This is a genomic window from Streptomyces hygroscopicus subsp. hygroscopicus (genome assembly GCF_030269125.1).
Taxonomy (GTDB): domain Bacteria; phylum Actinomycetota; class Actinomycetes; order Streptomycetales; family Streptomycetaceae; genus Streptomyces; species Streptomyces hygroscopicus_C.
In genome coordinates this window covers 516977-536727 of the sequence record NZ_BSSM01000002.1, presented here as the reverse complement: position 1 = coordinate 536727, position 19751 = coordinate 516977, and the positions used below count along the sequence as shown (strand labels likewise).

General features: G+C 71.3%; 21 protein-coding genes. 16 read left to right on the top strand and 5 right to left on the bottom strand.

Annotated elements, in window-relative coordinates; genetic code table 11:
- The first annotated feature begins 302 nt into the window (after positions 1–302).
- The 4 genes from QSK45_RS06885 (at position 303) to QSK45_RS06870 (ending at position 4984) form a co-directional block, all read left to right on the top strand.
- Positions 303–1028 carry a dienelactone hydrolase family protein gene (locus QSK45_RS06885; RefSeq protein WP_285554268.1) on the top strand — a complete coding sequence of 242 codons (726 nt, stop codon included), beginning with the start codon at positions 303–305 and terminating at the stop codon, positions 1026–1028.
- Between the two features lie 723 nt (positions 1029–1751).
- Positions 1752–2021 carry a hypothetical protein gene (locus QSK45_RS06880; protein ID WP_285554266.1) on the top strand — a complete coding sequence of 90 codons (270 nt, stop codon included), beginning with the start codon at positions 1752–1754 and terminating at the stop codon, positions 2019–2021.
- Positions 2014–2625 carry a DUF6879 family protein gene (locus tag QSK45_RS06875; RefSeq protein WP_285554264.1) on the top strand — a complete coding sequence of 204 codons (612 nt, stop codon included), beginning with the start codon at positions 2014–2016 and terminating at the stop codon, positions 2623–2625. Before QSK45_RS06880 ends, QSK45_RS06875 begins: the two co-directional genes overlap by 8 nt.
- Positions 2618–4984 carry an ATP-binding protein gene (locus QSK45_RS06870; RefSeq protein WP_285554262.1) on the top strand — a complete coding sequence of 789 codons (2367 nt, stop codon included), beginning with the start codon at positions 2618–2620 and terminating at the stop codon, positions 4982–4984. The genes QSK45_RS06875 and QSK45_RS06870 overlap by 8 nt, the downstream gene beginning before the upstream one ends.
- Positions 4985–4989: 5 nt before the next feature.
- Here QSK45_RS06870 and QSK45_RS06865 read toward each other — a convergent pair whose 3' ends face one another.
- Positions 4990–5829 (bottom strand): methionyl-tRNA formyltransferase, encoded by an 840-nt coding sequence (locus tag QSK45_RS06865; protein ID WP_285554260.1) that lies wholly within the window; start codon positions 5827–5829, stop codon positions 4990–4992.
- 69 nt (positions 5830–5898) lie between these two features.
- On the opposite strand from QSK45_RS06865, the gene QSK45_RS06860 reads away from it, so the two are divergent.
- A complete protein-coding gene (locus QSK45_RS06860; protein ID WP_285554258.1) occupies positions 5899–6264 on the top strand; it encodes a hypothetical protein in 366 nt (121 codons plus the stop codon).
- Between the two features lie 137 nt (positions 6265–6401).
- Here the strand turns inward: QSK45_RS06860 and QSK45_RS06855 are convergent, their stop codons facing one another.
- Entirely contained in the window at positions 6402–6554 is a 153-nt protein-coding gene (locus tag QSK45_RS06855) for a hypothetical protein (protein WP_285554256.1), read from the bottom strand.
- 116 nt (positions 6555–6670) lie between these two features.
- Here QSK45_RS06855 and QSK45_RS06850 point away from each other — a divergent pair, with 116 nt between their 5' ends.
- The 6 genes from QSK45_RS06850 to QSK45_RS06825 all read left to right on the top strand — a co-directional run bounded on the left by QSK45_RS06850 (position 6671) and on the right by QSK45_RS06825 (position 11111).
- On the top strand, positions 6671–7096 hold the full coding sequence (locus QSK45_RS06850) for a WXG100 family type VII secretion target (RefSeq protein WP_285554254.1): 426 nt from the start codon (positions 6671–6673) through the stop codon (positions 7094–7096).
- 21 nt (positions 7097–7117) lie between these two features.
- Positions 7118–7429, top strand: coding sequence for a WXG100 family type VII secretion target (locus QSK45_RS06845; RefSeq protein WP_285554253.1), 312 nt, complete (start codon positions 7118–7120; stop codon positions 7427–7429).
- Positions 7429–9372, top strand: coding sequence for an RNase A-like domain-containing protein (locus tag QSK45_RS06840; RefSeq protein ID WP_285554252.1), 1944 nt, complete (start codon positions 7429–7431; stop codon positions 9370–9372). The genes QSK45_RS06845 and QSK45_RS06840 overlap by 1 nt, the downstream gene beginning before the upstream one ends.
- Positions 9373–9526: 154 nt before the next feature.
- A complete protein-coding gene (locus QSK45_RS06835) occupies positions 9527–10123 on the top strand; it encodes a hypothetical protein (RefSeq protein ID WP_285554250.1) in 597 nt (198 codons plus the stop codon).
- On the top strand, positions 10123–10422 hold the full coding sequence (locus QSK45_RS06830) for an RNase A-like domain-containing protein (protein WP_285554248.1): 300 nt from the start codon (positions 10123–10125) through the stop codon (positions 10420–10422). The genes QSK45_RS06835 and QSK45_RS06830 overlap by 1 nt, the downstream gene beginning before the upstream one ends.
- A gap of 20 nt (positions 10423–10442) precedes the next feature.
- Positions 10443–11111, top strand: a complete 669-nt coding sequence (locus QSK45_RS06825) for a contact-dependent growth inhibition system immunity protein (protein ID WP_285554246.1) — start codon at positions 10443–10445, stop codon at positions 11109–11111.
- A gap of 100 nt (positions 11112–11211) precedes the next feature.
- On the opposite strand, the gene QSK45_RS06820 is transcribed toward QSK45_RS06825, so the two are convergent.
- Both QSK45_RS06820 and QSK45_RS06815 read right to left on the bottom strand, forming a co-directional pair.
- Positions 11212–11571 (bottom strand): MazG-like family protein, encoded by a 360-nt coding sequence (locus tag QSK45_RS06820; protein WP_285554244.1) that lies wholly within the window; start codon positions 11569–11571, stop codon positions 11212–11214.
- A 979-nt stretch (positions 11572–12550) separates the two neighbouring features.
- Positions 12551–13108, bottom strand: a complete 558-nt coding sequence (locus tag QSK45_RS06815; RefSeq protein ID WP_285554243.1) for a DoxX family protein — start codon at positions 13106–13108, stop codon at positions 12551–12553.
- 148 nt (positions 13109–13256) lie between these two features.
- On the opposite strand from QSK45_RS06815, the gene QSK45_RS06810 reads away from it, so the two are divergent.
- Entirely contained in the window at positions 13257–13583 is a 327-nt protein-coding gene (locus QSK45_RS06810; RefSeq protein ID WP_285554241.1) for a nuclear transport factor 2 family protein, read from the top strand.
- A 119-nt stretch (positions 13584–13702) separates the two neighbouring features.
- Positions 13703–14965, top strand: coding sequence for a D-alanyl-D-alanine carboxypeptidase family protein (locus QSK45_RS06805; RefSeq protein ID WP_285554240.1), 1263 nt, complete (start codon positions 13703–13705; stop codon positions 14963–14965).
- A gap of 222 nt (positions 14966–15187) precedes the next feature.
- On the opposite strand, the gene QSK45_RS06800 is transcribed toward QSK45_RS06805, so the two are convergent.
- The gene (locus QSK45_RS06800; RefSeq protein WP_285554239.1) at positions 15188–15946 is read right to left on the bottom strand and encodes an SDR family oxidoreductase; all 759 of its coding nucleotides are present in this window, start codon (positions 15944–15946) and stop codon (positions 15188–15190) included.
- A 186-nt stretch (positions 15947–16132) separates the two neighbouring features.
- Here QSK45_RS06800 and QSK45_RS06795 point away from each other — a divergent pair, with 186 nt between their 5' ends.
- The 3 genes from QSK45_RS06795 (at position 16133) to QSK45_RS06785 (ending at position 19646) form a co-directional block, all read left to right on the top strand.
- Positions 16133–17434: a multidrug effflux MFS transporter gene (locus tag QSK45_RS06795; RefSeq protein WP_285554237.1), complete on the top strand. Its 1302-nt coding sequence runs from the start codon at positions 16133–16135 to the stop codon at positions 17432–17434.
- Positions 17374–18555, top strand: a complete 1182-nt coding sequence (locus QSK45_RS06790) for a serine hydrolase domain-containing protein (RefSeq protein WP_285554235.1) — start codon at positions 17374–17376, stop codon at positions 18553–18555. Before QSK45_RS06795 ends, QSK45_RS06790 begins: the two co-directional genes overlap by 61 nt.
- 98 nt (positions 18556–18653) lie before the next feature.
- Positions 18654–19646 (top strand): small ribosomal subunit Rsm22 family protein, encoded by a 993-nt coding sequence (locus QSK45_RS06785; protein ID WP_285554234.1) that lies wholly within the window; start codon positions 18654–18656, stop codon positions 19644–19646.
- Positions 19647–19751: the final 105 nt, after the last annotated feature.

Here is a 19751-nt window from a genome sequence, read left to right as displayed (position 1 = left end):
GGTCTTCGCGCGACAGGCTGGGCCATGGTGGAGCCGGCCGACGGGACGACGGCCGGCGGTCTCGGTGATTCCTGACGGAGGCCGCCAGGACGATCAAGGAGACCGTCGGCGATCTGCGCTCGGCGAGAACCGGCAGGTCCACCTCCAGCACCTGGCCAGGGCAGGTGGCCCGAAACCGCTGCCGCGGGAACAGGGTTTGTGGCGGATCATGAGCCGTCGCCGCATCTCAGAGGAACAGCGCTGTTCTGCCAGCGGCGGAACAGCGGCCCGACCGGACGCGACGATCACTACCGTCCAGTCGCATGGCGACGATTACCACGCACACGGTCGAGTACCCGGCCGACGGTCTGACGATGATCGGGCACCTCGCACTCCCGGCCGGAGTCGATCGCCGGCCCGCGGTGCTGCTCGGGCCGGAGGGCATGGGGCTCAGCGACGTCGAGCGTCGCCGGGCCGATGCTCTCGCCGAGCTGGGATACGTGGCGCTGGCCTTCGACCTCCACGGCGGGCGCTATTTGGGTGACCCTGATGAGATGCTGGCCCGTTGCACGCCGCTGCTCGCCGATCCCGACCGGATGCGGGGCATCGGGCATGCGGCGCTCGACGTGTTGCGCGCCGACCCGCGGACCGACCCCGACCGGATCGCCGCCGTCGGCTACGGCACCGGGGGCGCCGTCGGGCTGGAACTCGGGCGCGACGGCGTCAACCTGCGCGCGATCGGAACAGTCAACGCGCTGACCACGGGCCGACCGGGCGAGGCGGCGCGCATTCGCTGCCCGGTGTGGGCCGGGGTCGGGTCGGAAGACCCGATCATGCCGCCCGCGCAACGGGACGCGTTCACCGCCGAGATGCAGGCCGCGGGCGTCGACTGGCGCCTCGTGGTCTACGGCGGCGCCTTGCACGCCTTCCACCACCCGCCGGTCGACCACCCCGTGGTCCCCGGCGTCGGCTACCACCCACGGCACGCGCGGCGAGCCTGGTACGACGTCGTCGACCTGCTCGCCGAGTGCCTGACCGCAACGGAGTGATCTGGTCGGCAACCGCGTTTCCGGGCCGCGGACCAGGCCCCTCGACCGCCACCGGCTCCGGTGGTCTCACCCCCGACGCGGTCAGCGGCCGACGGGATCGGCCTGCCGCCCGGCCCGTGGAGGTGCGGGCAGCCGAACGAGGCCAGGCGTGTCGGGGGCAAGGCCGGGGTCTCTTGGACGGCACGATCTGCAGTAGCGGGACGACCTCGCCCTTGTCCGGGAGTTGATCGCACTGGTAGAGCCGCAACCAGATGAACGACTCCGGGCTGGACGGCAGCCACTGCTCAGCCTGGGAACCCTTCCGCTCGACGCGTACTCGCTGATCCCCCAGTCGATGTCGACGCCGCGGACCTCAAGGAGCTCGGAGGCGCGGGCGGCGTCGCTGATCTGCCGCGGGAGCTGACGCGGCACGCAGCCACAGCACGAAGTCGCGGCCCCTGCGCCTTCAGCCACCCGCCCCCATCGGGGCAGGCAGATCGACAGGATCTGACGACATGCCGCGTCCAACTTCGGTGCGCTCCTTCGTCGTTCGGATGCGCAACGTCTACCGACTAGGCCAAGCGGGGGATGTGCTCGCTCCCGGCGTATCACTCGGTAGTCCGGTCAACAGCTCGATGCCGTCTGTGTACCAGATGGCTGATTCCCGCGAGTACCCGTGGACGGTCTGTCGCCCCATCCGTACGCTGGGTAGGCGGTCTGGCCAGATCACACAGGGGGCGACGCATGGGCGGTACGTGGGACGCGGATCCGCAGGCGCGGCTGGCCCGGCGCATCGGCGTCGCGCCATCGGAGCTGGGCACGACTGGGGGCCGGGACGGTTGCCCGGACATCTGGGAGCTCGACAACGGCGACTTCGCGGTCATCGGTCGTGACCTTACGGCGGTCTATTCCGAGGGGCTGCCCGAGGATGCGGTGATCGGCGGTGGGGAACGCCTCGTGGTCATCCCGCGCGTCACTCTGTTGACCGCCAAGACACACATTCCGGATGCGTGACCTTCTTGGCGCCTCGTCCGGAGAGCGGCTGGGACTAGAGGCCTACCGCGAGGACTTCCGCAGCAGGGATTTCGCTGTTGACGGGTGCGATTCGTGGAAGCTCGAACGTCGCCAGCACTTCCGTGAGCCGGGCGATGCGAGCTGGGAGGCCTTTGCCCGGGGGGACTGGGAGGAGGCGCTGAGGCTGATGGAGGCCCGGCGTGCCGAGCTCCTCGACGTGTCCCGTGTGGCTGCGCGCCATCGGTGTCGTCTGCTGCGTGTCCGTGTGGTGGAGCAGCCGCTCACGCCGTACTTGCAGTGGGAGTTGCATCTGCTGCGTGTGCGGGCCGAGTGCGGTGAGCTGATCCGTGTCATCGGCCCGGAACACATCGCGGCATACGAAGGCGAGCATCCGGTACCGGAGTTGGTCACGCTCAACGACGACACGGTGTACGAGATCCTCTACGACGCGGAGGGTGTCCTGGACGGGGCTGTGCGGTATCTCGGTGAGAGCACGAGGGATCGCGTCGCGACGCGGGTTGGGGAGTTGTACGTGCTGGGTGAGGACATCGGCACGTTCTTCGACAGCGAAGTGGCTCACCTCAAGCCTCCGACGGGTGCATGAGCCGCGCGAGGAAGTCAACTCCTCACTCTCCGGCACCGCCCGTGACGTCGTGCAGGCCCGCGACGTGCGGGGCGGTGTGCATTTCCATGCTCCGGCGCCCGATCGCGTGCGGCCACCGGTGCCTTACCAACTCCCTTTGGCTGGGCAGGGCTTCGTCAATCGACGCGCCGAGCGCGAGGCCCTAGACCGTCTGCTCGACGACGGTCTCGCCCATCCACAGGTGCTGCTGGTGACCGGCACTGCGGGAGTCGGCAAGACGTCCCTGGTCCTGCACTGGTCGCACGCGGTCCGAGACCGGTTCCCGGACGGCCAGTTGTATGCCGACCTCCACGGCTACGACCTCCAGGCCCCGGTCAGGTACGAGCGTGTCCTCGAAAGCTTCCTACGGGTGCTTGGCGCCCCCGCGGACGCGGTTCATGCCGAGGGCGAGCACATGGCTGCGGCCTTCCGCTCGGGGCTTGTCGGCCGCAGGCTGCTGATCGTGCTCGACAACGCGGCCAGCGCGTCCCAGGTCAGGCCTTTGCTGCCGGCGACGCCGGGCTGCCTGGTCATCGTGACCAGCAGGCACCGTCTGCCTGGCCTGACGATTCGGGAGGGAGCACGGCGTCTCACGCTGGATGTCCTCGACCAGGACGGCTCGGTCGCTCTGCTGCGCAGCGTCACCCGGGGCTACCGGGACGAGGACGATCCAGCGCAGGTGGCGGAGCTCGCCTCGCTGTGTGCGCGCCTGCCGTTGGCACTCAGGATCGCTGCCGAGCGCGCGGCGGGGCGGCCGTTGATGGACCTGGCGGAATTGATCGGTGAGCTGCGTGACGAGTCCGGTCGGTGGGAAGTCCTGTCGGCAGACGGCGACGAGGAGTCCGAGGCGGTGCGCCCCGTGTTCACATGGTCATATCGCGCGTTGCCCTCAGATGCCGCCCGGCTCTTCCGGTTGCTCGGACTGCACCCCGGGCCGGACTTCAGCGACACGGCCGCGGCAGCCCTCGCAGGAGTCGACATCCGTACCGCGCGACGCCTGCTTGATGTCGTCGTTGCCGCGCATATGGTCGATCAGACCGCCTCTGATCGCTTCCGCCTGCATGACCTGCTGCGTGCCTATGCCGCCGATCAGGCGCGGGTGGAGCAGAGCCCGGAGGAGCGCCACGACGCGCTGCACAGGGTGCTGACCTGGTACCTGCACACCGCCGACGCGGTGCAGGCACGCGTCGCACCGCAGGAGCCCCGCGTGGAGCTGGTACCTGCCGACGCGGGACTGCCGGAGCTGCGTTTCGCCGACGAGGCGCAGGCGATGCGCTGGTACGAGGCGGAGCGGGACAACTTGGTGGCTGCCGTGCGTGCGGCCGCGGGCGGCAGGTTGGACCGGATCGCCTGGCAGCTGGCGGTTGTCCTGCGTGCCGTCTACATGACCAACAATCCGTTCCAGGACTGGCTCGCCACCTCGCAGATCGGTCTGGAGGCCGCCCGGCGCGACGGCGACGTGGGCGCCGAAGCCGAACTGGAGGAGAGCCTCGGCATGGCGTACGCCCAGTCCCAGTGCCTGGCATCCGCCGCCGAGCACTACGAGACGGCGCTGACCCTGCGCCGGGAGCTTGGCGATACCTTCGGTGAGGCGCTGACGCTCAACGGCCTCGGCCTGCTCGAACTGCGCCGCCGCAACCTCGCACAGGCGCAGGCGGCGTTCGAAGACAGCAGGCAGCTGCTCTCCGCGCTGAACGACGGGTTCTGGGAGCCTCGCGTAGCAGTCAACCTCGCGCAGGTGGAACTGGAACTCGGGCACCCGGTCGGCGCCCTCGGCCCGCTGCGCCGGGGCATCGAGGTGTTCAGGGACCGCGGCGACCGTCACGCCGAGGGCAATGCTCTCCGGCTCCTCGCCATGGCGGAGTTGGACTGCGGAAACCCGGATGCCGCGTTGGCACACGCCGAGCAGGCCGTAGCCATCGCCACGGAGATCCGCAGCGCAGCCGCGGAAGGCTACTGGCTACTGGCCCTGGGTGATGCCCAACGCGCCACTGGACATCCCACCGAGGCACTGGTCTCCTACCGTCGCGCCGCCGCGCTCCAAGAACAGTTGGGGGACCGCGCCCGCCAAGCCGCAGCTCGGAACGGCCTCGGGCAGACGCATCTGCAACTCGGCCGCGCCCAGGAAGCCGCCGAATGCCACCGCCGGGCAGTGACCATCTACCGCGACCTCGAGCAGACATGGGAGATGGCAAGAACGCTGGCGCACTTGGCGGATGCCCTGGACCGTGCCGGCGCACCGCAGGAGGCCGCTGACGCACGAGCGGACGCATGCGACCTGCTCACGGCGTTCACCGATCCACGCGCTGTACGACTACGGGAAAGCATCGTCCAGCGGTGACGACTTCACGCCGGGGCCAGCCAGTGATCACGAGCCGGAAGCGGCACCGATTCGGTGACCCACAGCGACCCGTCCCCGCACCGCATCCTCACACCGCTCACCTCGCTGACGCTGGTCCGCAGCACACTGACCCACTCGCCCCGAACGACCGCCAGCGGCCCCGGCACGGCGAACAGGCCGAAACGGTAGGCCCGCACCAGGTTGTGGATCTCCCGAGCCGGCCGGCTCCAGTCGATGACCGAGCTCTCGGGCCCCATGGAACCCTCGTACGACGCCAGCGACTCGTCCTGCGGCGTCCCTGCGAAACCCCCTTCCGCCAGGGCCAGCGCCTCCGGCACCAGAGCCCGGATCGTTTCCCGGACCTGTGTGAAGACCACGTCGCCGACCAGGTCGTCCGGCAGCAGAATGCCACCGCGCTGGGCCACGACCGGGCCGCTGTCGAACGCTTTGTCCATCCAGTGGACCGTCACCCCGGTCTCCTCGTCACCGTGCCGCAGGGCCCAGTGCACCGGCATCGGCCCCCGGTGCCGCGGAAGCAGCGACGGATGGACGTTCAACACCCCAAGCCGTGGCATGCGCAGCACAGACGCGGGCAGGCGCCATGGAATCCCGTAGCACACGACGACATCGGGTTCGTATCCGGCGAGGCCGAGCGCGAGACCCTGCGGACTGCGAGGGACCAGCAGATCGGGACCGGGCGGCATCGCCGCCAGAACCTCATCCGCGGCAGCCCCATCCTGCGATGCAGCGCACACGTACGCGACCGGGGAATGACCGGCTGCCTCGCATGCCGCTTGCAGGTCCTCGAAGCCCTCAGCCCCGTACGACATCAGCACTACGCGCATCCGTCAGCCACCTTCCACCATGACGGGCGAAGCCGAACCGCAAAGGTGCGTGATCATCTCATGGACCCGATGACATCCGTGCTCCTGCCCAGCGCCCAGGCCCTTGTCACGGCGATTCTCACCGACGGCTGGACACACGTACGCGACACCCTGGCGCGTCGCTGGAGCCGGCAGACCGGCCAAGCGCGAGCCGATGTCGAGCGCCGCCTCGACACGGCCCACCGCCAGGCCGCAGGAATGGGCGACGACGAGGCCGCCCAGAGAGCGTACTGGGCCGGATACCTCGCCGCTGTCCTGGCCGAGCGCCCGACTCTGCTCGACGTCGTACGTGAGCTGCCCGACATGCCTGGCCTGCACAACACCAACAGCGGAACCGTCACGAACCTCGTCCAGGCTCGTGACGTCCACGGCAATATCTCCTTCGGGCCGCAGTAGCCGGCGTCCGGGAGGGGCGCGACGCCGCTGTGAGGCTCGTGCCGATACCGATAAGGAGCCGGTGTGACGCCCCTGGAGACGACCGTGCAGATGCTGCCGGACGGGGCTGCCCGGTCGAGGAGGCGTCACCTGGGGTGTCACGGGTCCGGGCGAAGGCCGAGCAGAATGCCGCGACGCGGATCGCGGGGAATGCCGCCGGGCGCGAACGCGTCGGTGACGGAAGCGGCGACCAGGGCCGTGGCGCTGTCGAACGGATGAGCCGCCGTGCGACCGCTGCGCGTCCAGTTCACCTGCGCGGGTGAGGAGTTGACTACCGGAAGCACCCGGAAGGTCTTCCGGCGGGCCCGCCGTAGAATGGCCTCGTCGGCGGGCCGCTGGTACCGCTGGTGACCGGGGGAGATGCGACATGGGCAGGCGAGGGACGGGACAGGGGCACCAGCAAGGCGCCGACCTGCACGTGTCGTCCGAGGACCTCACCAAGCTGGCGAACGACCTCGACCACATGCAGAACCATCTCGACCAGCAGGTCCGGCGCATGGACGAGCTGGTCGACCGCATCGAGGCCGGCTGGCGGGGGCCCGCGGCGACGGCGTACCGGGAGTTCCACCGCGCGGCGGCGGAGGACGCCGTGCGCATCCGGGAAGTGCTGAGGCAGCTCGAAGAGGCCGTGCGGCTGAGCCGCGACGGTTTCAGCGCCGATGACCTCCAGGTGCTCGAACACATGCGGCGGATCCACATCGACATCGACAGCGCGGTCGACAGGCTCTCCACGCCGTATGCCGAAGCCGACGGCACACCAGTTCACCCGCGCAGCGCACTCGACGGCTTCTGACGTACCGACACAGGGGGGATCATGTCGGCCGGCTCCGGCGACGACCACATCACCGTCTCGTTCTCCACATTGCACGAACTCGCCTCCGACCTGGAAGACATCCTCAGACAACTCAACGGCGAGCTGGAGGACCTCTTCGACCGTGCGGAACCGGTCGTCCTGTCCTGGAAGGGTGAAGCCCGCGAGGTCTTCGTGCAGAAGCTCGACGAGTGGGACCGCTCCGCCCAGGATCTCCAGGCGGCCCAGAAGTGGCTGCACGAGTACGTCACCACCGGCCACGCCAACTACGCGGCGGCGCACCGTGCGGTACTGCGTGGTTGGGGGGCGGCCTGATGGCGACCCCGCCCCCGCCACAGCCGTCTCCCTCCGCCAGTCCCTCCGCGGACCCCCACCCCTCGAACTCCGGGCCGAGCTCGCCCAAGCTGCCGAGTCCCAGTCCCGGCACGTCCCCGGATCCGAACTACGAGCCTCCGCCGCCGCCTCCCACCGGCGCCGACGGCCGGCCGTCGGACGCCCGCCGCAAGTGGGAGCGGGAGCAGCTGAAGCAGGCCGCGCCGGGAAGTGACGGCAAGGGTTTCCACATCGAGCCCGGTCACGTCTACTACACGTCCGCGCTCGTCCGCGACGAACAATTCACCTTCCACAAGGCCGCCACGCACCTGGTCGAGGACGTGAACCACCGGCAAGCGGCTGGAAAGGGGTCAGGCCCCGACGACTTCGTGAAGGCGTACGACGAGGTCGCCAAGCTGTTCCTGGAGGTCTGGGCGAAAGCCGTGGCCAGCATCGGCGGGGTCGCCGTCGGGCTCACCCTGACGGCGAACAACTACGTGGCAGCCGACTGGGCGTCCCGCGGCGTCTATGGGCCGCCACCGCGCAGAGATCCGCCGATCGGCGTGGGCAACGTGTCCTACGGTCCCGTCGCCTCGATCAAGTGGACGGGGACCGGCGATGGCACGGACATCCCCATCGTGGGCGCGATCGGCGAAGTCCCCGACTTCCTGGCCGACCTGATCAAGCCCGCCATCGAGGAGGGCCTGAGGCTGGGCAAGACGGCCGAGATCACTCCCGGAGCCGAGACCGACGATCTGCGCAGTATCGGGAACGCCTGGGAAGCCGCGGGAAAGTCCGCGCAGAAGTCCGCCGAGTCGTTCACCGGCTGCATGGCGTACCTGACCGACAGCGGCAACAGCGAGTGGCAGGGCGCCATGAACGCCTTCTGCCAGTCGATCTGGGGCACGACTGCCTGGGGGCGGAGCTGGAAGCCGGACGGCGGCTTCATGGGCCCCCAGGACACCGGAGGGCGGGACTGGCGCACCAATCCCTCGATGGCGCCGTCTGCCCGCCGCCCCATCATCGAGGTGCTGAAAAAGACCGGCGACGAGATGAAGACGGCATTCCACGATGTGGCGACCGCCGCGGAGACGTGCCGCAAGATCACCGAACACCTCGGCATCGAGGCGGCCAAGGCCACGGTCAAGGACCTGACGCCCGACGGCTTCAGCTGGGAGGACTTCACCAAGATGGCCGCCATCGCGACGTTCGGCAAGGTGGTCGTGGTCTTCCGCTCGCACATGGACAAGTCCGGGGCCGACAAGGCGGTGGACGACTACAACAAGGCGTTCCACGAAGGGGCGGAGAAGCTCCGGGCGCTCATCCCCGAGCTGAACGAGGCGGCGCTGAGCGCTCCGACGTACGTGGCGGAGGAGGCGCGGGCCGAGGCGTTCGGGGCGCGCTCGCTCAACGACTTCAAGAACGAGCACAAGTGGAGCACGCCGGGTGACGCCGACCACGGGGTGTACAAGGTCGATCTGGCCTCCACGGAGTGGATGCAGAACTCGCACACCGTCACCAAGCATGTCGGCCTGACCGATGAGCAGTTGGCGCAACGTCTGCGGGACGAGCTCAAGAAACCGCCTCGCCCGGGTACGGACTGGCCTTATGGCCAGCCCCAGGTCGGGGAGGCGTCGACCTTTGCCGATCTGGATTCCGCGCAGAAGATGACGCAGTACAACATCGACCAGAATTCCCAGCAGATCAGCGAATGGATCGCCGAGCAGAAGGAAAACGACCCCGGCAAGCGGAAGCGACTGGACATCAGCGTCCCCAATACTCCGTACGGAGACAGCGGCCGGAGCATCAGCAAGGCGGAACTCAAGAGCGATCCTTTCCCGGCGGACAAAGCGAGGCCTGTGCAGGGCGTCGAGACGCGCCTCGTCTACAACGAGGATCTCGATCCTCCCTTCACCGTGATGACCTCGATGCCGAAAGATCTGTAAGAAGTAGGATGATCACATGACGGATGCGAGATCTGTGGACTACTGGAGCCTTCAGGGGGCTCGCGTACTCCTGGCCCCGTATGACGGGTGGAACACAAGGATTCCCGACGACTCCGCTCAGTGGCGGAGGCGACTGTTCCCTCTCATCCGTGGAATGCGGACTGCCGAACAGGACGGTGGCCGCAATCTGCGCGAGATCGCCGCCGAACTGCGTGTGGCCGCCGAGTTGTTCGAGGTCTGTCCCACGCACGAAGCTCTCGGTCGGATTCCTCGCGCGGAGACCGAGGACCGCACGCCCCAGGTCCTCCGGGAGATCGCCGAGCATCTGGAGAGCGGGAATTGGCGGTCCTCCGAGGACGTCCCGCTGAGCGCGGATGAGCTGCGTCTGCGATTCCCGCGTTTCTCCCAGATCATGCCGATCTACTGGGGCCAAGACGGCGCGGCGGTCAGCGACGACATGCAGGACTCCACCGTGGAGGAAGGAATCCGCATGTTCATCGAGGAGTCACACCCGCAGTGCCCGTGGCAGCTGCCGAGCGTCGTGTCCGAGTGCTACCAGGCACTCGCTCTTTTCCACACCGAGGAGCAGATGGACACGTTCTTCTTCGGGGTGATGGGCGGTGGATCGGGCAGCGCGGACTTCCTCGACTTCTTCCCGCTGCTCGCCCGGCACTGCATCGAGCACCTGAAGGAAGCCCACTCACCGCTCTGGACACCGCCTGGCGCACAGCGGAGCGGGGGCGTCGGCTGATGCGCACCCGATCCGCCACCTACCCCGACCGCGAGACCGCCCAATGGGCCACCCAGCAGGTCGTCACCGCCAACGAGCAGCTCATTCACCGTTGGCTCGCGCAGTCCACGCGGGCGCGGTTGAGTATCGAGGCGGCCTGGCCCGCTCGGGAGCAGCCGGTGGGACGGGTGTTGTTGCAGGCGATGATGCTGGCGGGCCGGGAGCCCGTCGAGGTGCGGGCCGCACGGGTGGTCCTCAGGAGGGACCCCGCACGCCCGCACGGTTTCGCCGTGCACTCCACGTTCCCGATCTATCTGTAGACCCGTAGAGGCTGACCACCGTGCCCCTGAGCCCCCTCGAACACGACCGCCGCTACGGCGAGCTCGACCAGGTCATGCGCGCCTACCTCGGCCAACCGGCCGACGACACCCCGGAACGGCCCGGTGCGGCCCTGACCGCCTACCTGCGGTACACCTGGCACAGCCGGCCGTGGGCGCTCGCCGTGGCCGAACGGCAGTTGCGGGAGTACGCCGACAACCCGCCGGGGCGGCTTCGGCTGCGTCTCGGCGAGTTCTACGCCGTGCCCGATGTCGGCCTGCCCCAGGGCGAGATCCAGTCCTGGCTGCGCTGCCTCGCGGACCACGTCAAGGACAGCATCGAGACGGGGGAGGTGCCGCCGCCCGCGGTCCCCGCCACCCACTGGGAGTGGCACGCCCGCTTCCCGGAACTCGGGCAGTTCCTCGGGGGATGGTTCTCCCAGGACATGCCGGACGAGTTCGACGACCATCACGCCGCCGTCGAGGACTACCGGCACACCACCGACCGGCAGCTCGTGGCCCGCCTCGTCGGGGAGTTGCAGGAACTGCTCGCACTGGAGCTGGACGAGTCCGACTATGCCCTCGCCCTCGCGGAGCTCGGCATGGAGGTGGACCCTCCGGCGCCTTACTCGCCCAGCGGCTGGCTGACGGTCGTCGCCGGGCAGCTCGCCGTGCCGGCCCTCGGGGACTGAGCCGCGCCCCCCGGTGCGACACCTCGCCGTCGACGGGGCGGGCCCGACCCCGCTGCCGGGACGCACCGGGCGGGTCCGGCTCCAGGAGGCGGCCGGCCCCCTACACCGACCGCTTCAGTGGCCGCTCCCGCACCCCCTTCAGATGCCGTTCGAACACCTCCCCGGCCTCCGGGGTCAGGGTGCGCAGGGCCACCAGGGCCGTGATCGCCACGTCGCACAGTTCCGCCTGGACGTCGTCCCAGGTGTGGGTGATGCCCTTGCGCGGGTTCTGGCCGGTGGCGCCGATCACCGCCTCCGCGACCTCGCCGGCCTCCTCCGACAGCTTGAGGATGCGCAGCAGCAGTCCCTCCCGGCCGGGTTGGGCCGTCTGGGTGGCCTCCAGGCGGGAGAAGAGCTCGTCGATGGCGGGCCAGAGGCCGAGGGGGGTCGAGTCCTGGCGGGTCGAGTCCTGGTCGGTCATACGGGGCAGCCTCCCACGCGCGGCCACGCGGCACGCCGCAGAGCCCCGCGCCCGCCACGCGGGCACGCCGCAGAGCCCCGCGCCCGGCGCCCGCCGTGCCAACATGCCCCGGCGCCTTGCGGGTTCCCGGGCCGGCGTCCATCGCGCCGACTCCCCACTGCCCGCCGTAGAGCCCGCCCCGGCTTCCCGCCGAGCCGAGTCGATCCGAGCACTCAGGGCACACGGTGCGGCCCTTCCCCGGCCTTTCGCCGAGTCGATTCCTCACAGCGCGCCCCAGAGCCCCACCCTGGCCTTTCACCGAGTCGAGCCCGAGGGCGTGCCGTAGGGGTCCGTTCCGGTGTCCGGGCGAGCCGGGTTCCCGGGGGCGCCGTGGGGCCCCGCCCTGGCCTTTCGCCGAGTCGAGCCTGAGGGCGTGCCGTAGGGGCCCGCGTCCGGTCTCCCGTCGAGCCGGGTTTCCAGGTCACCCGGTGGAGTCCTGGGTCCGGTGTCCGGGCGAGCCGGGTTCCCGGGGGCGCCGTGGGGCCCCGCCCTGGCCTTTCGCCGAGTCGAGCCTGAGGGCGTGCCGTAGGGGCCCGCGTCCGGTCTCCCGTCGAGCCGGGTTTCCAGGTCACCCGGTGGAGTCCTGGGTCCGGTGTCCGGGCGAGCCGGGTTCCCGGGGGCGCCGTGGGGCCCCGCCCTGGCCTTTCGCCGAGTCGAGCCCGAGGGCGTGCCGTAGGGGCCCGCGCCCGGTCTCCCGTCGAGCCGGGTTTCCAGGTCACCCCGTCGAGTCCCGCGCCCGGTGTCCCGTCGAGCCGCGGTTCCCGGGGGTGCCGCAGGGCCCTGCCCGAGTCCCAGGGCACGTCACAGAGCCCCGCGCCCGCGTCCGCCGTGTCGGCTCCCGACGGCGCGCCACGCCATGGGACCCGCCGCCCCACCGCAGCGAACCCCCGCCGTCCGCCGCCCGCCGTCTCCACGGCCCGGTGCCCCGCTCCCCTCCGCCCTATTGCCCCTCGACGTCTTGGAACAACGCCTCCTGTTCACCCTCCTTCTTCGCCCGCACCCGCCTCGCCCGCGCGCCCACCACCACCGCCGTGCCCGCCGCCGTCGCCGCGAGGGCGGCCGGGACCATCCAGCCGCGGTCGAAGACGTGGCCGAGCACGTGGTCGAGGGAGAGCCGGCCCGGTCCGGCGACCGCGAGGCCGATCGCCGCGAGGCCCAGCGTCGCCGCGTGCTCGTAGCCGCCCTCCTGGGCGAAGAAGCCGTTGGGCGCGTGCACCGCCGCCGCGCCCGCCATCGCGCCCGCGGCCGCCGCGCCCGCCGCCGGGGTGGCGAGGCCCAGCGCGAGGAGCGTCCCACCGCCGGTCTCCGCGAGGCCCGCGGCCGTGGCGCTCGCCTTGCCGGGGGAGTAGCCGACGGACTCCATGAACTGGCCGGTGCCCTCCAGGCCGTGGCCGCCGAACCAGCCGAACAGCTTCTGTGTGCCGTGCGCCGCCAGTACCCCGCCCGTCCCCAGCCGGAGCAGCAGCAGGCCCAGATCACGTCGGTCGTAACAGGTCACGGTGACTCCCAAGCCGATGCCGAGCCGATGAGGCAGAGTTCCTCTTCTGTCCTCTTCGTGTTACCACCGTCACACCGGTCACACCATCGGACGCCCCCCGCCGGGCGCTCCGGTGGCGGGGCGAGAGGCGCGGTGTGAGCCTGGCGCCATGACGATTCAGCCAGCCAAACTCCGCGATCCGGCCGTCCGGGCCTTCGTCAACGCCGTCAACGCCCATGATCGCGAGGGCTTCCTGGCCCTGCTCGCCCCCGACGCGACGATGTCCGACGACGGCTCCGACCGCGATCTCGCCGACTGGATCGACCGCGAGATCTTCTCGTCCCACGGTCACATCGACGTCGACAACGAGTCCCGCGGCGGCCGTGCCCTGGTCGCCCGGTACCGCAACGACACCTGGGGCGAGATGAACACCAGGTGGAGCTTCACCGTGGACGAGGACGGACGGATCTCGCGCTTCGAGACCGGCCAGGCGTGAGGCTGCTCACGTCGGCCGGCGCACGGTATCCGGTCAGATTTTCATAACGTGGCAAATTCCCTGGCGTTCACCGCCCTTCAGTGCCGAATCCGCTGCTCGGCGCGGTGTACCGTCCCGGGGTGCGCGATTCCTCCCGGCTCAGCCGGCGTGCCGTCCTCGGGCTGACGGCCGCCGCCCTTCCCCTGTCCGCGGCCGCCCCGGCCCTCGCCGCGCCGGCGGCCACCGCCATCGGCGGCGAACGGCTGGCCCGCCGCGGGCTCCAGGTGGACGGCGCCACCGCGGTCCCCACCAAGCTGCTCACCGCCCGCGCCTGGCTCGTCGCCGACGGTACGACCGGTGAGGTGCTCGCCTCCTTCAACGCCCACCAGCGCCTCGCGCCCGCGTCCACGCTGAAGATGCTGTTCGCGGACACCGTGCTGAAGAAGTTCGACCGCACCGAGAAGTACACGGTCAAGGACTCCGACATCTCCGACGTCCCGGCCGGCTCCAGCCTCGTCGGGATCAAGGCGGGCATCACCTACACCGTCGAGCAGCTGTGGCAGGGCGTGTTCCTGCGCTCCGGCAACGACGCCGTGCACGTCCTCGCGCACATGAACGGCGGCATCGCCAAGACCGTCGCGGAGATGCAGGCCAAGGCGCGGGACCTCCAGGCCCTGGACACCCATGTGGTCAGCCCCGACGGCTTCGACCACCCCGGCCAGTTGTCGTCGGCGTACGACCTCACGCTCTTCGCCCGGCACGGGCTGCGGGACCCCGACTTCCGCGGCTACTGCGGCACCCGCGTCGCGGACTTCCCGGCGGGCGGCAGGAAGACCTTCCAGATCCAGAACACCGACCGCCTGCTGACCGGGGCGTGGGGCCTGAAGACGTACGACGGCCTGATCGGCGTGAAGAACGGTTACACCAGCCACGCCGGCAACACCTTCACCGGCGCCGCCACCCGCGACGGCCGCACCCTGCTGGTCACGGTCATGCACCCGGTCGCCGGCAGCAACGCCGTCTACGAGCAGACCGCGGCCCTCCTCGACTGGGGCTTCACCCACGGCCGCGCGGCCCAGCCGGTGGGCGCGCTGGTCAAGCCGCTCAGCGAGGGCGGCGCGACCGCGTCCCCGGCGCCCGCGCACGGGGTCGGGCAGGCGGCGGCCGGCGCGGCGGGCGCACCGGCCAAGGGTCCCTCGGCCACGCGCCTCGTGGAGGGCGCGGCGGGCACGGCGGCCCTGCTCGCGGCGGCGGGGGGCTTTCTGCTGCGGCGCCGACGCCAGGTCCTCGCGGCCCGCGCTACGACCGGCACCCGCAAGCCCCCCGCGCCCCGCGCGGCGGAGCCGGACCCCCAGGAGCCCCCGGCCCCCACCGACCAGGGCGGCGGACGGCACCGGCGCTGACGTCGTACGGCGGTCGTCCCGCCTCCGGCGAGGCGGCCGGTGGGACGGAACGACCGCCGTGTCCCCCCCTCGCGATGGCCTCGGAACCCATCCGCCCCAACTGTGAAGCTCTCGTGGAGAAGAGTGGAGCACAGGGTCTCGACTCGCCGCAATACCCGGGATGCCGGAAGGCGGGCCGTATGAACAGGGTTGCGAGGAGCGGGAGTTGGCCGGATGTGGCGGTCAGCCGCGCCCGATGTACGGCATCCCCGTCGCCAGCACCGTCGCGAACTGCACATTGGCCTCCAGCGGCAGCTCGGCCATGTGCCGTACCGTGCGCGCCACTTCGGCCACGTCCATCATCGGCTCGGGCACCGTCTCGCCGTTCGCCTGGAGCGCGCCGGTCCGCATGCGCCGCGTCATCTCCGTGGCCGCGTTGCCGATGTCGATCTGCCCGACCGCGATCCGGTACGAACGCCCGTCCAGCGAGAGCGACTTGGTGAGGCCGGTCAGCGCGTGCTTGGTCGCGGTGTAGGCGACCGAGTGCGGGCGGGGCGTGTGCGCCGAGATCGAGCCGTTGTTGATGATCCGGCCGCCCCGCGGGTCCTGCTCCTTCATCGTCCGGTACGCCGCCTGCGCGCACAGGAACGCCCCGTTGAGGTTGGTGTCCACCACGTGCCGCCAGGCCTCGTAGGGGAGTTCCTCGACCGGGACGCCGCCGGGCCCGAACGTGCCCGCGTTGTTGAACAGCAGGTCCAGCCGGCCGAATCGCTCCACCGTCGCCGTGAACAGTGCCGCCACGTCCTCGGGCCGCGCCACGTCGGTGCGCACGACGATCGAGGGCGCCCCGGCCGCGAGCGCCGCCGTCTCCTCCAGCGTCTCGGGGCGCCGCCCGGCCAGTGCCACCGACCAGCCGGTCCGCAGCAGTTCCAGGGCGACGGCCCGGCCGATCCCGGAACCGGCGCCGGTCACGACGGCGATCTTCGATGGGGTGTCAGTCATGGCCCGCACAGTAGGCGGGCTGTCCGCGATGCGGAACTGACTGTCCGCCATACGGCGGTCGCCTTCCTTTGTCGCGCATATGTTCCCCGATAGTTTGTCCGGGCTGGGAACATAGGAGCCGCGATTCAGTGGAAGTTTCAACCAAGGGCGCCTCATCGGGGGTGCCGCTACCCAGGAAGGGGACTCATGCCCGAGCACGCGGCGGCACCGACACCGCAGACGGAGAACACCACCGCACCGCCCGCGTCCCCCGCCGCCCGCCGCGCCGGCCTCCTCGTGACCTTCATCCTCGGCGGCCTGACCGCGACGCCCCCGCTCGCCATGGACATGTACCTCCCGTCCCTGCCGGAGGTCACCGGCTCCCTGCACGCACCCGCCGCGACCGTCCAGCTCACCCTCACCGCCTGTCTGCTGGGCATGGCGCTGGGCCAGCTTGCGGTCGGCCCGATGAGCGACCGCTGGGGCCGGCGCCGGCCGCTGCTGATCGGCCTCGCCGTGAACCTCGTCGCGACCGCCCTGTGCGCCGTCGCCCCCAGCATCGAGACCCTCGTCGCCTTCCGGCTGGCCCAGGGCCTCGCGGGCGCGGCCGGCATCGTCATCGCGCGGGCCGTCGTACGCGACCTCTACGACGGCGTCGCCATGGCCCGCTTCTTCTCCACCCTGATGCTCATCTCCGGGGTCGCGCCGGTCGTGGCGCCGCTGATCGGCGGGCAGATCCTGCGGGTCACCGACTGGCGCGGGGTGTTCGTGGTGCTCACCGTGGTGGGGGCGCTGCTCGGTGTGCTGGTCTGGCTGCGGCTGCCCGAGACGCTGGCGCCGCGGGACCGGCGCGGCGGGGGAGCGGGGGACGCACTGCGCTCGATGCGCTCGCTCCTCGCCGACCTGCCCTTCACCGGCTACATGCTGGCCGGCGGCTTCGCCTTCGCCGCGCTGTTCGCCTACGTCAGCGCGTCTCCCTTCGTGATCCAGGAGATCTACGGCGCCTCCCCGCAGACCTTCAGCCTGCTGTTCGGGCTCAACTCGGTCGGCCTGGTGGCCGCCGGGCAGCTCAACGGCAAGGTGCTGGTCGGCCGGGTCAGCCTGGACAAGGTGCTGGCCACCGGGCTCGCGGTGATCACGCTCGCCGCGACCGCGCTGCTGCTGATGTCCACCGGCGCCCTCGGCGAGGTCGGACTCGCGCCCGTCGCCGCCGCGCTGTTCCTCCTGATGTCCGCGCTGGGCCTGACCATGCCCAACGCCCAGACCCTCGCGCTGCTGCGCACCAGGCACGCCGCCGGCTCCGCGTCCGCGCTGCTCGGCACCTCCGCCTTCCTCATCGGCGCGGTCGCCTCGCCGCTCGTCGGGATCGCCGGGGAACGCACCGCCGTTCCGATGGCCGTCGTCCAACTGGCGGCCGCACTGGTCGCGGGGGCCTGCTTCGTGGGAATGTGCCGTCCCTGGAACACGCGGGAGAACACCCGTACGGGGTCGGAAGGAGACGAGAACTGAGCGCCCCGAGACTGCGCGCCGACACACCGGAGCGGGCCGGGCTGGACCCCGACGCGCTCGGGCACCTGGTCGGCGAGGTGCACGCCCTCACCGCCGGACCGCGTCCCTGGGCGGCCGGCGCGGTCGTCATGGCCGGCCGCGGGCCCGTCATCGCCGTGGCGCAGGCCGCGGGCTGGGCCGTCCGCTACTCCTCCTACGACCCCGGCACCGACGCCGGCGTCGAACTGCCGCCCGAGGACCGGGTGCCGGTCACCGTCGACACCCCCTTCGACCTGGCCTCCCTGACCAAGCTGTTCACCTCGGTCGCGGCGGTGCAGCAGATCGAGCGCGGCACGCTGGCCATGGACGCCCCGGTGGCCCGTTATCTGCCGGAGTTCCGCGCCGTGGCCCGGCACCGCGTCACGGTACGGCAGTTGCTCACCCACACCTCCGGACTGCGCCCCGAACTCCCCCTGTACGACTGCCCGGACCGCGCCGCCCGCATGACGATGCTGCGCGCCGAGGCGCCGTCGAGCCCGCCGGGCACCTACCGCTACTCGGACCTGAACATGCTGCTCCTCCAGTTCGTGCTGGAGCGCATCACGGGCCGCACCCTCGACGTGCTCGTGCGCAACGGCATCACCCGGCCGCTCGGCATGACCGCGACCGGGTTCGGACCATGCCCGGGGGCGGCGGCGACCGAGGACCAGTGGCGGCCCTGGGCCAAGGCCGACCGGGGGATGCTGCGGGGCGTCGTCCACGACGAGAACGCCTGGGCCCTCGGCGGCGTCGCCGGCCACGCGGGCCTCTTCTCCACCGCCCGCGACCTCGCCGTCTTCTGCCGCGCCCTGCTCGCCGGCGGCTCCTACGGGCCCGCCCGCATCCTCGCCCCCGACTTCACCTCCCTCCTCCTCACCCCACCCGGCCTGGGCTTCGCCCTCGACCAACCCTGGTTCATGGGCACCCTCTCCGGCCACGGCGCCGCCGGCCACACGGGCTTCACCGGCACGTCCCTGGTCCTCGACCGGGCGACGGACACGTTCCTGGTGCTCCTGGCGAACACGGTGCACCCCCGCCGCCGCCCGGCGGACAGCCTCCCGAGGGCGGCGATCGGGACGTGGCTGGCGCGGGCGGTGGTGTGAGGGGGCGGGTCGCGGGCCCGGCCGGTCAGCCGCGCCGTCGTGCCGCGGCCGGGCCCCAGCCGGTCCGGCGCCACCCCCGCGCGCCATAGAATCTCCAGGTGACCGCCCCCGTACCACCGGCCGAAACCCTGCGTCGGAGCCTTGCCGAGCTGCTCGACGGGCTTCCGCCCAGCCAGGCCGCCGGCGCCGTCGAACGGCTCATCGCCGCCTACCGCGGCGACACCCCGACGCACGCCCCGATCCTCCGCGACCGCGCCGACGTCGCCGCCTACGCCGCGTACCGGATGCCGGCCACCTTCGAAGCGGTGCGCTCGGCCCTCGCGGCGTTCGCGGACGCCGTCCCCGGCTGGGTTCCCGGCAGCCATGTGGACGTCGGCGGCGGCACCGGCGCGGCGACCTGGGCGGTCACCGACACCTGGGCCGGCACCCGCCCGGTGACCGTGCTCGACTGGGCCGAGCCCGCGCTCGCCCTCGGCCGGGAGCTGGCCGCCGCCAACCCCGTCCTGGCCGGCGCCCGCTGGCAGCGCGCCCGGATCGGCGCCGCGCTCGCCCTGGAGCCGACGGACCTCCTCACGGTGTCGTACGTCCTCAACGAACTCACCGAGGCCGACCGCACCGCACTCGTCGACGCCGCCGCGGCCGCCGCACAGGCCGTGGTGATCGTGGAGGCCGGCACGCCCGCCGGGTACGCCCGGGTCATCGAGGCCCGCGACCGGCTGGTCCGCGCCGGGTTCGGCGTCGCCGCGCCCTGCCCGCACAGCGCCGCCTGCCCGATCGCGCCCGGCACCGACTGGTGCCACTTCTCCGCCCGCGTCGGCCGCTCCTCGCTGCACCGCCGCGTCAAGGGCGGCTCCCTGGCCTACGAGGACGAGAAGTTCTCCTACGTCGCCGCCACCCGCCTGCCCGCCCGCCCGGCCCCCGCCCGCGTCGTCCGCCGCCCCCAGATCCGCAAGGGCCAGGTCCTCCTCGACCTGTGCGAACCGGACGAACGCCTCCACCGCGCGACCGTCACCAAGCGCCACGGCGACCTGTACAGATCGGCACGGGACACGGACTGGGGCGATCCGTGGCCCCCGGACCGGGCACGGTGAGGTACGTCTCTCCCGAATCCCCCCGTATCCGCCTGCTGCCCCCCGAAGCGCACGAAGGTGGGACCATGAGGCATGCTGTCCGCACACCAGCGAGGCGAGGGGATA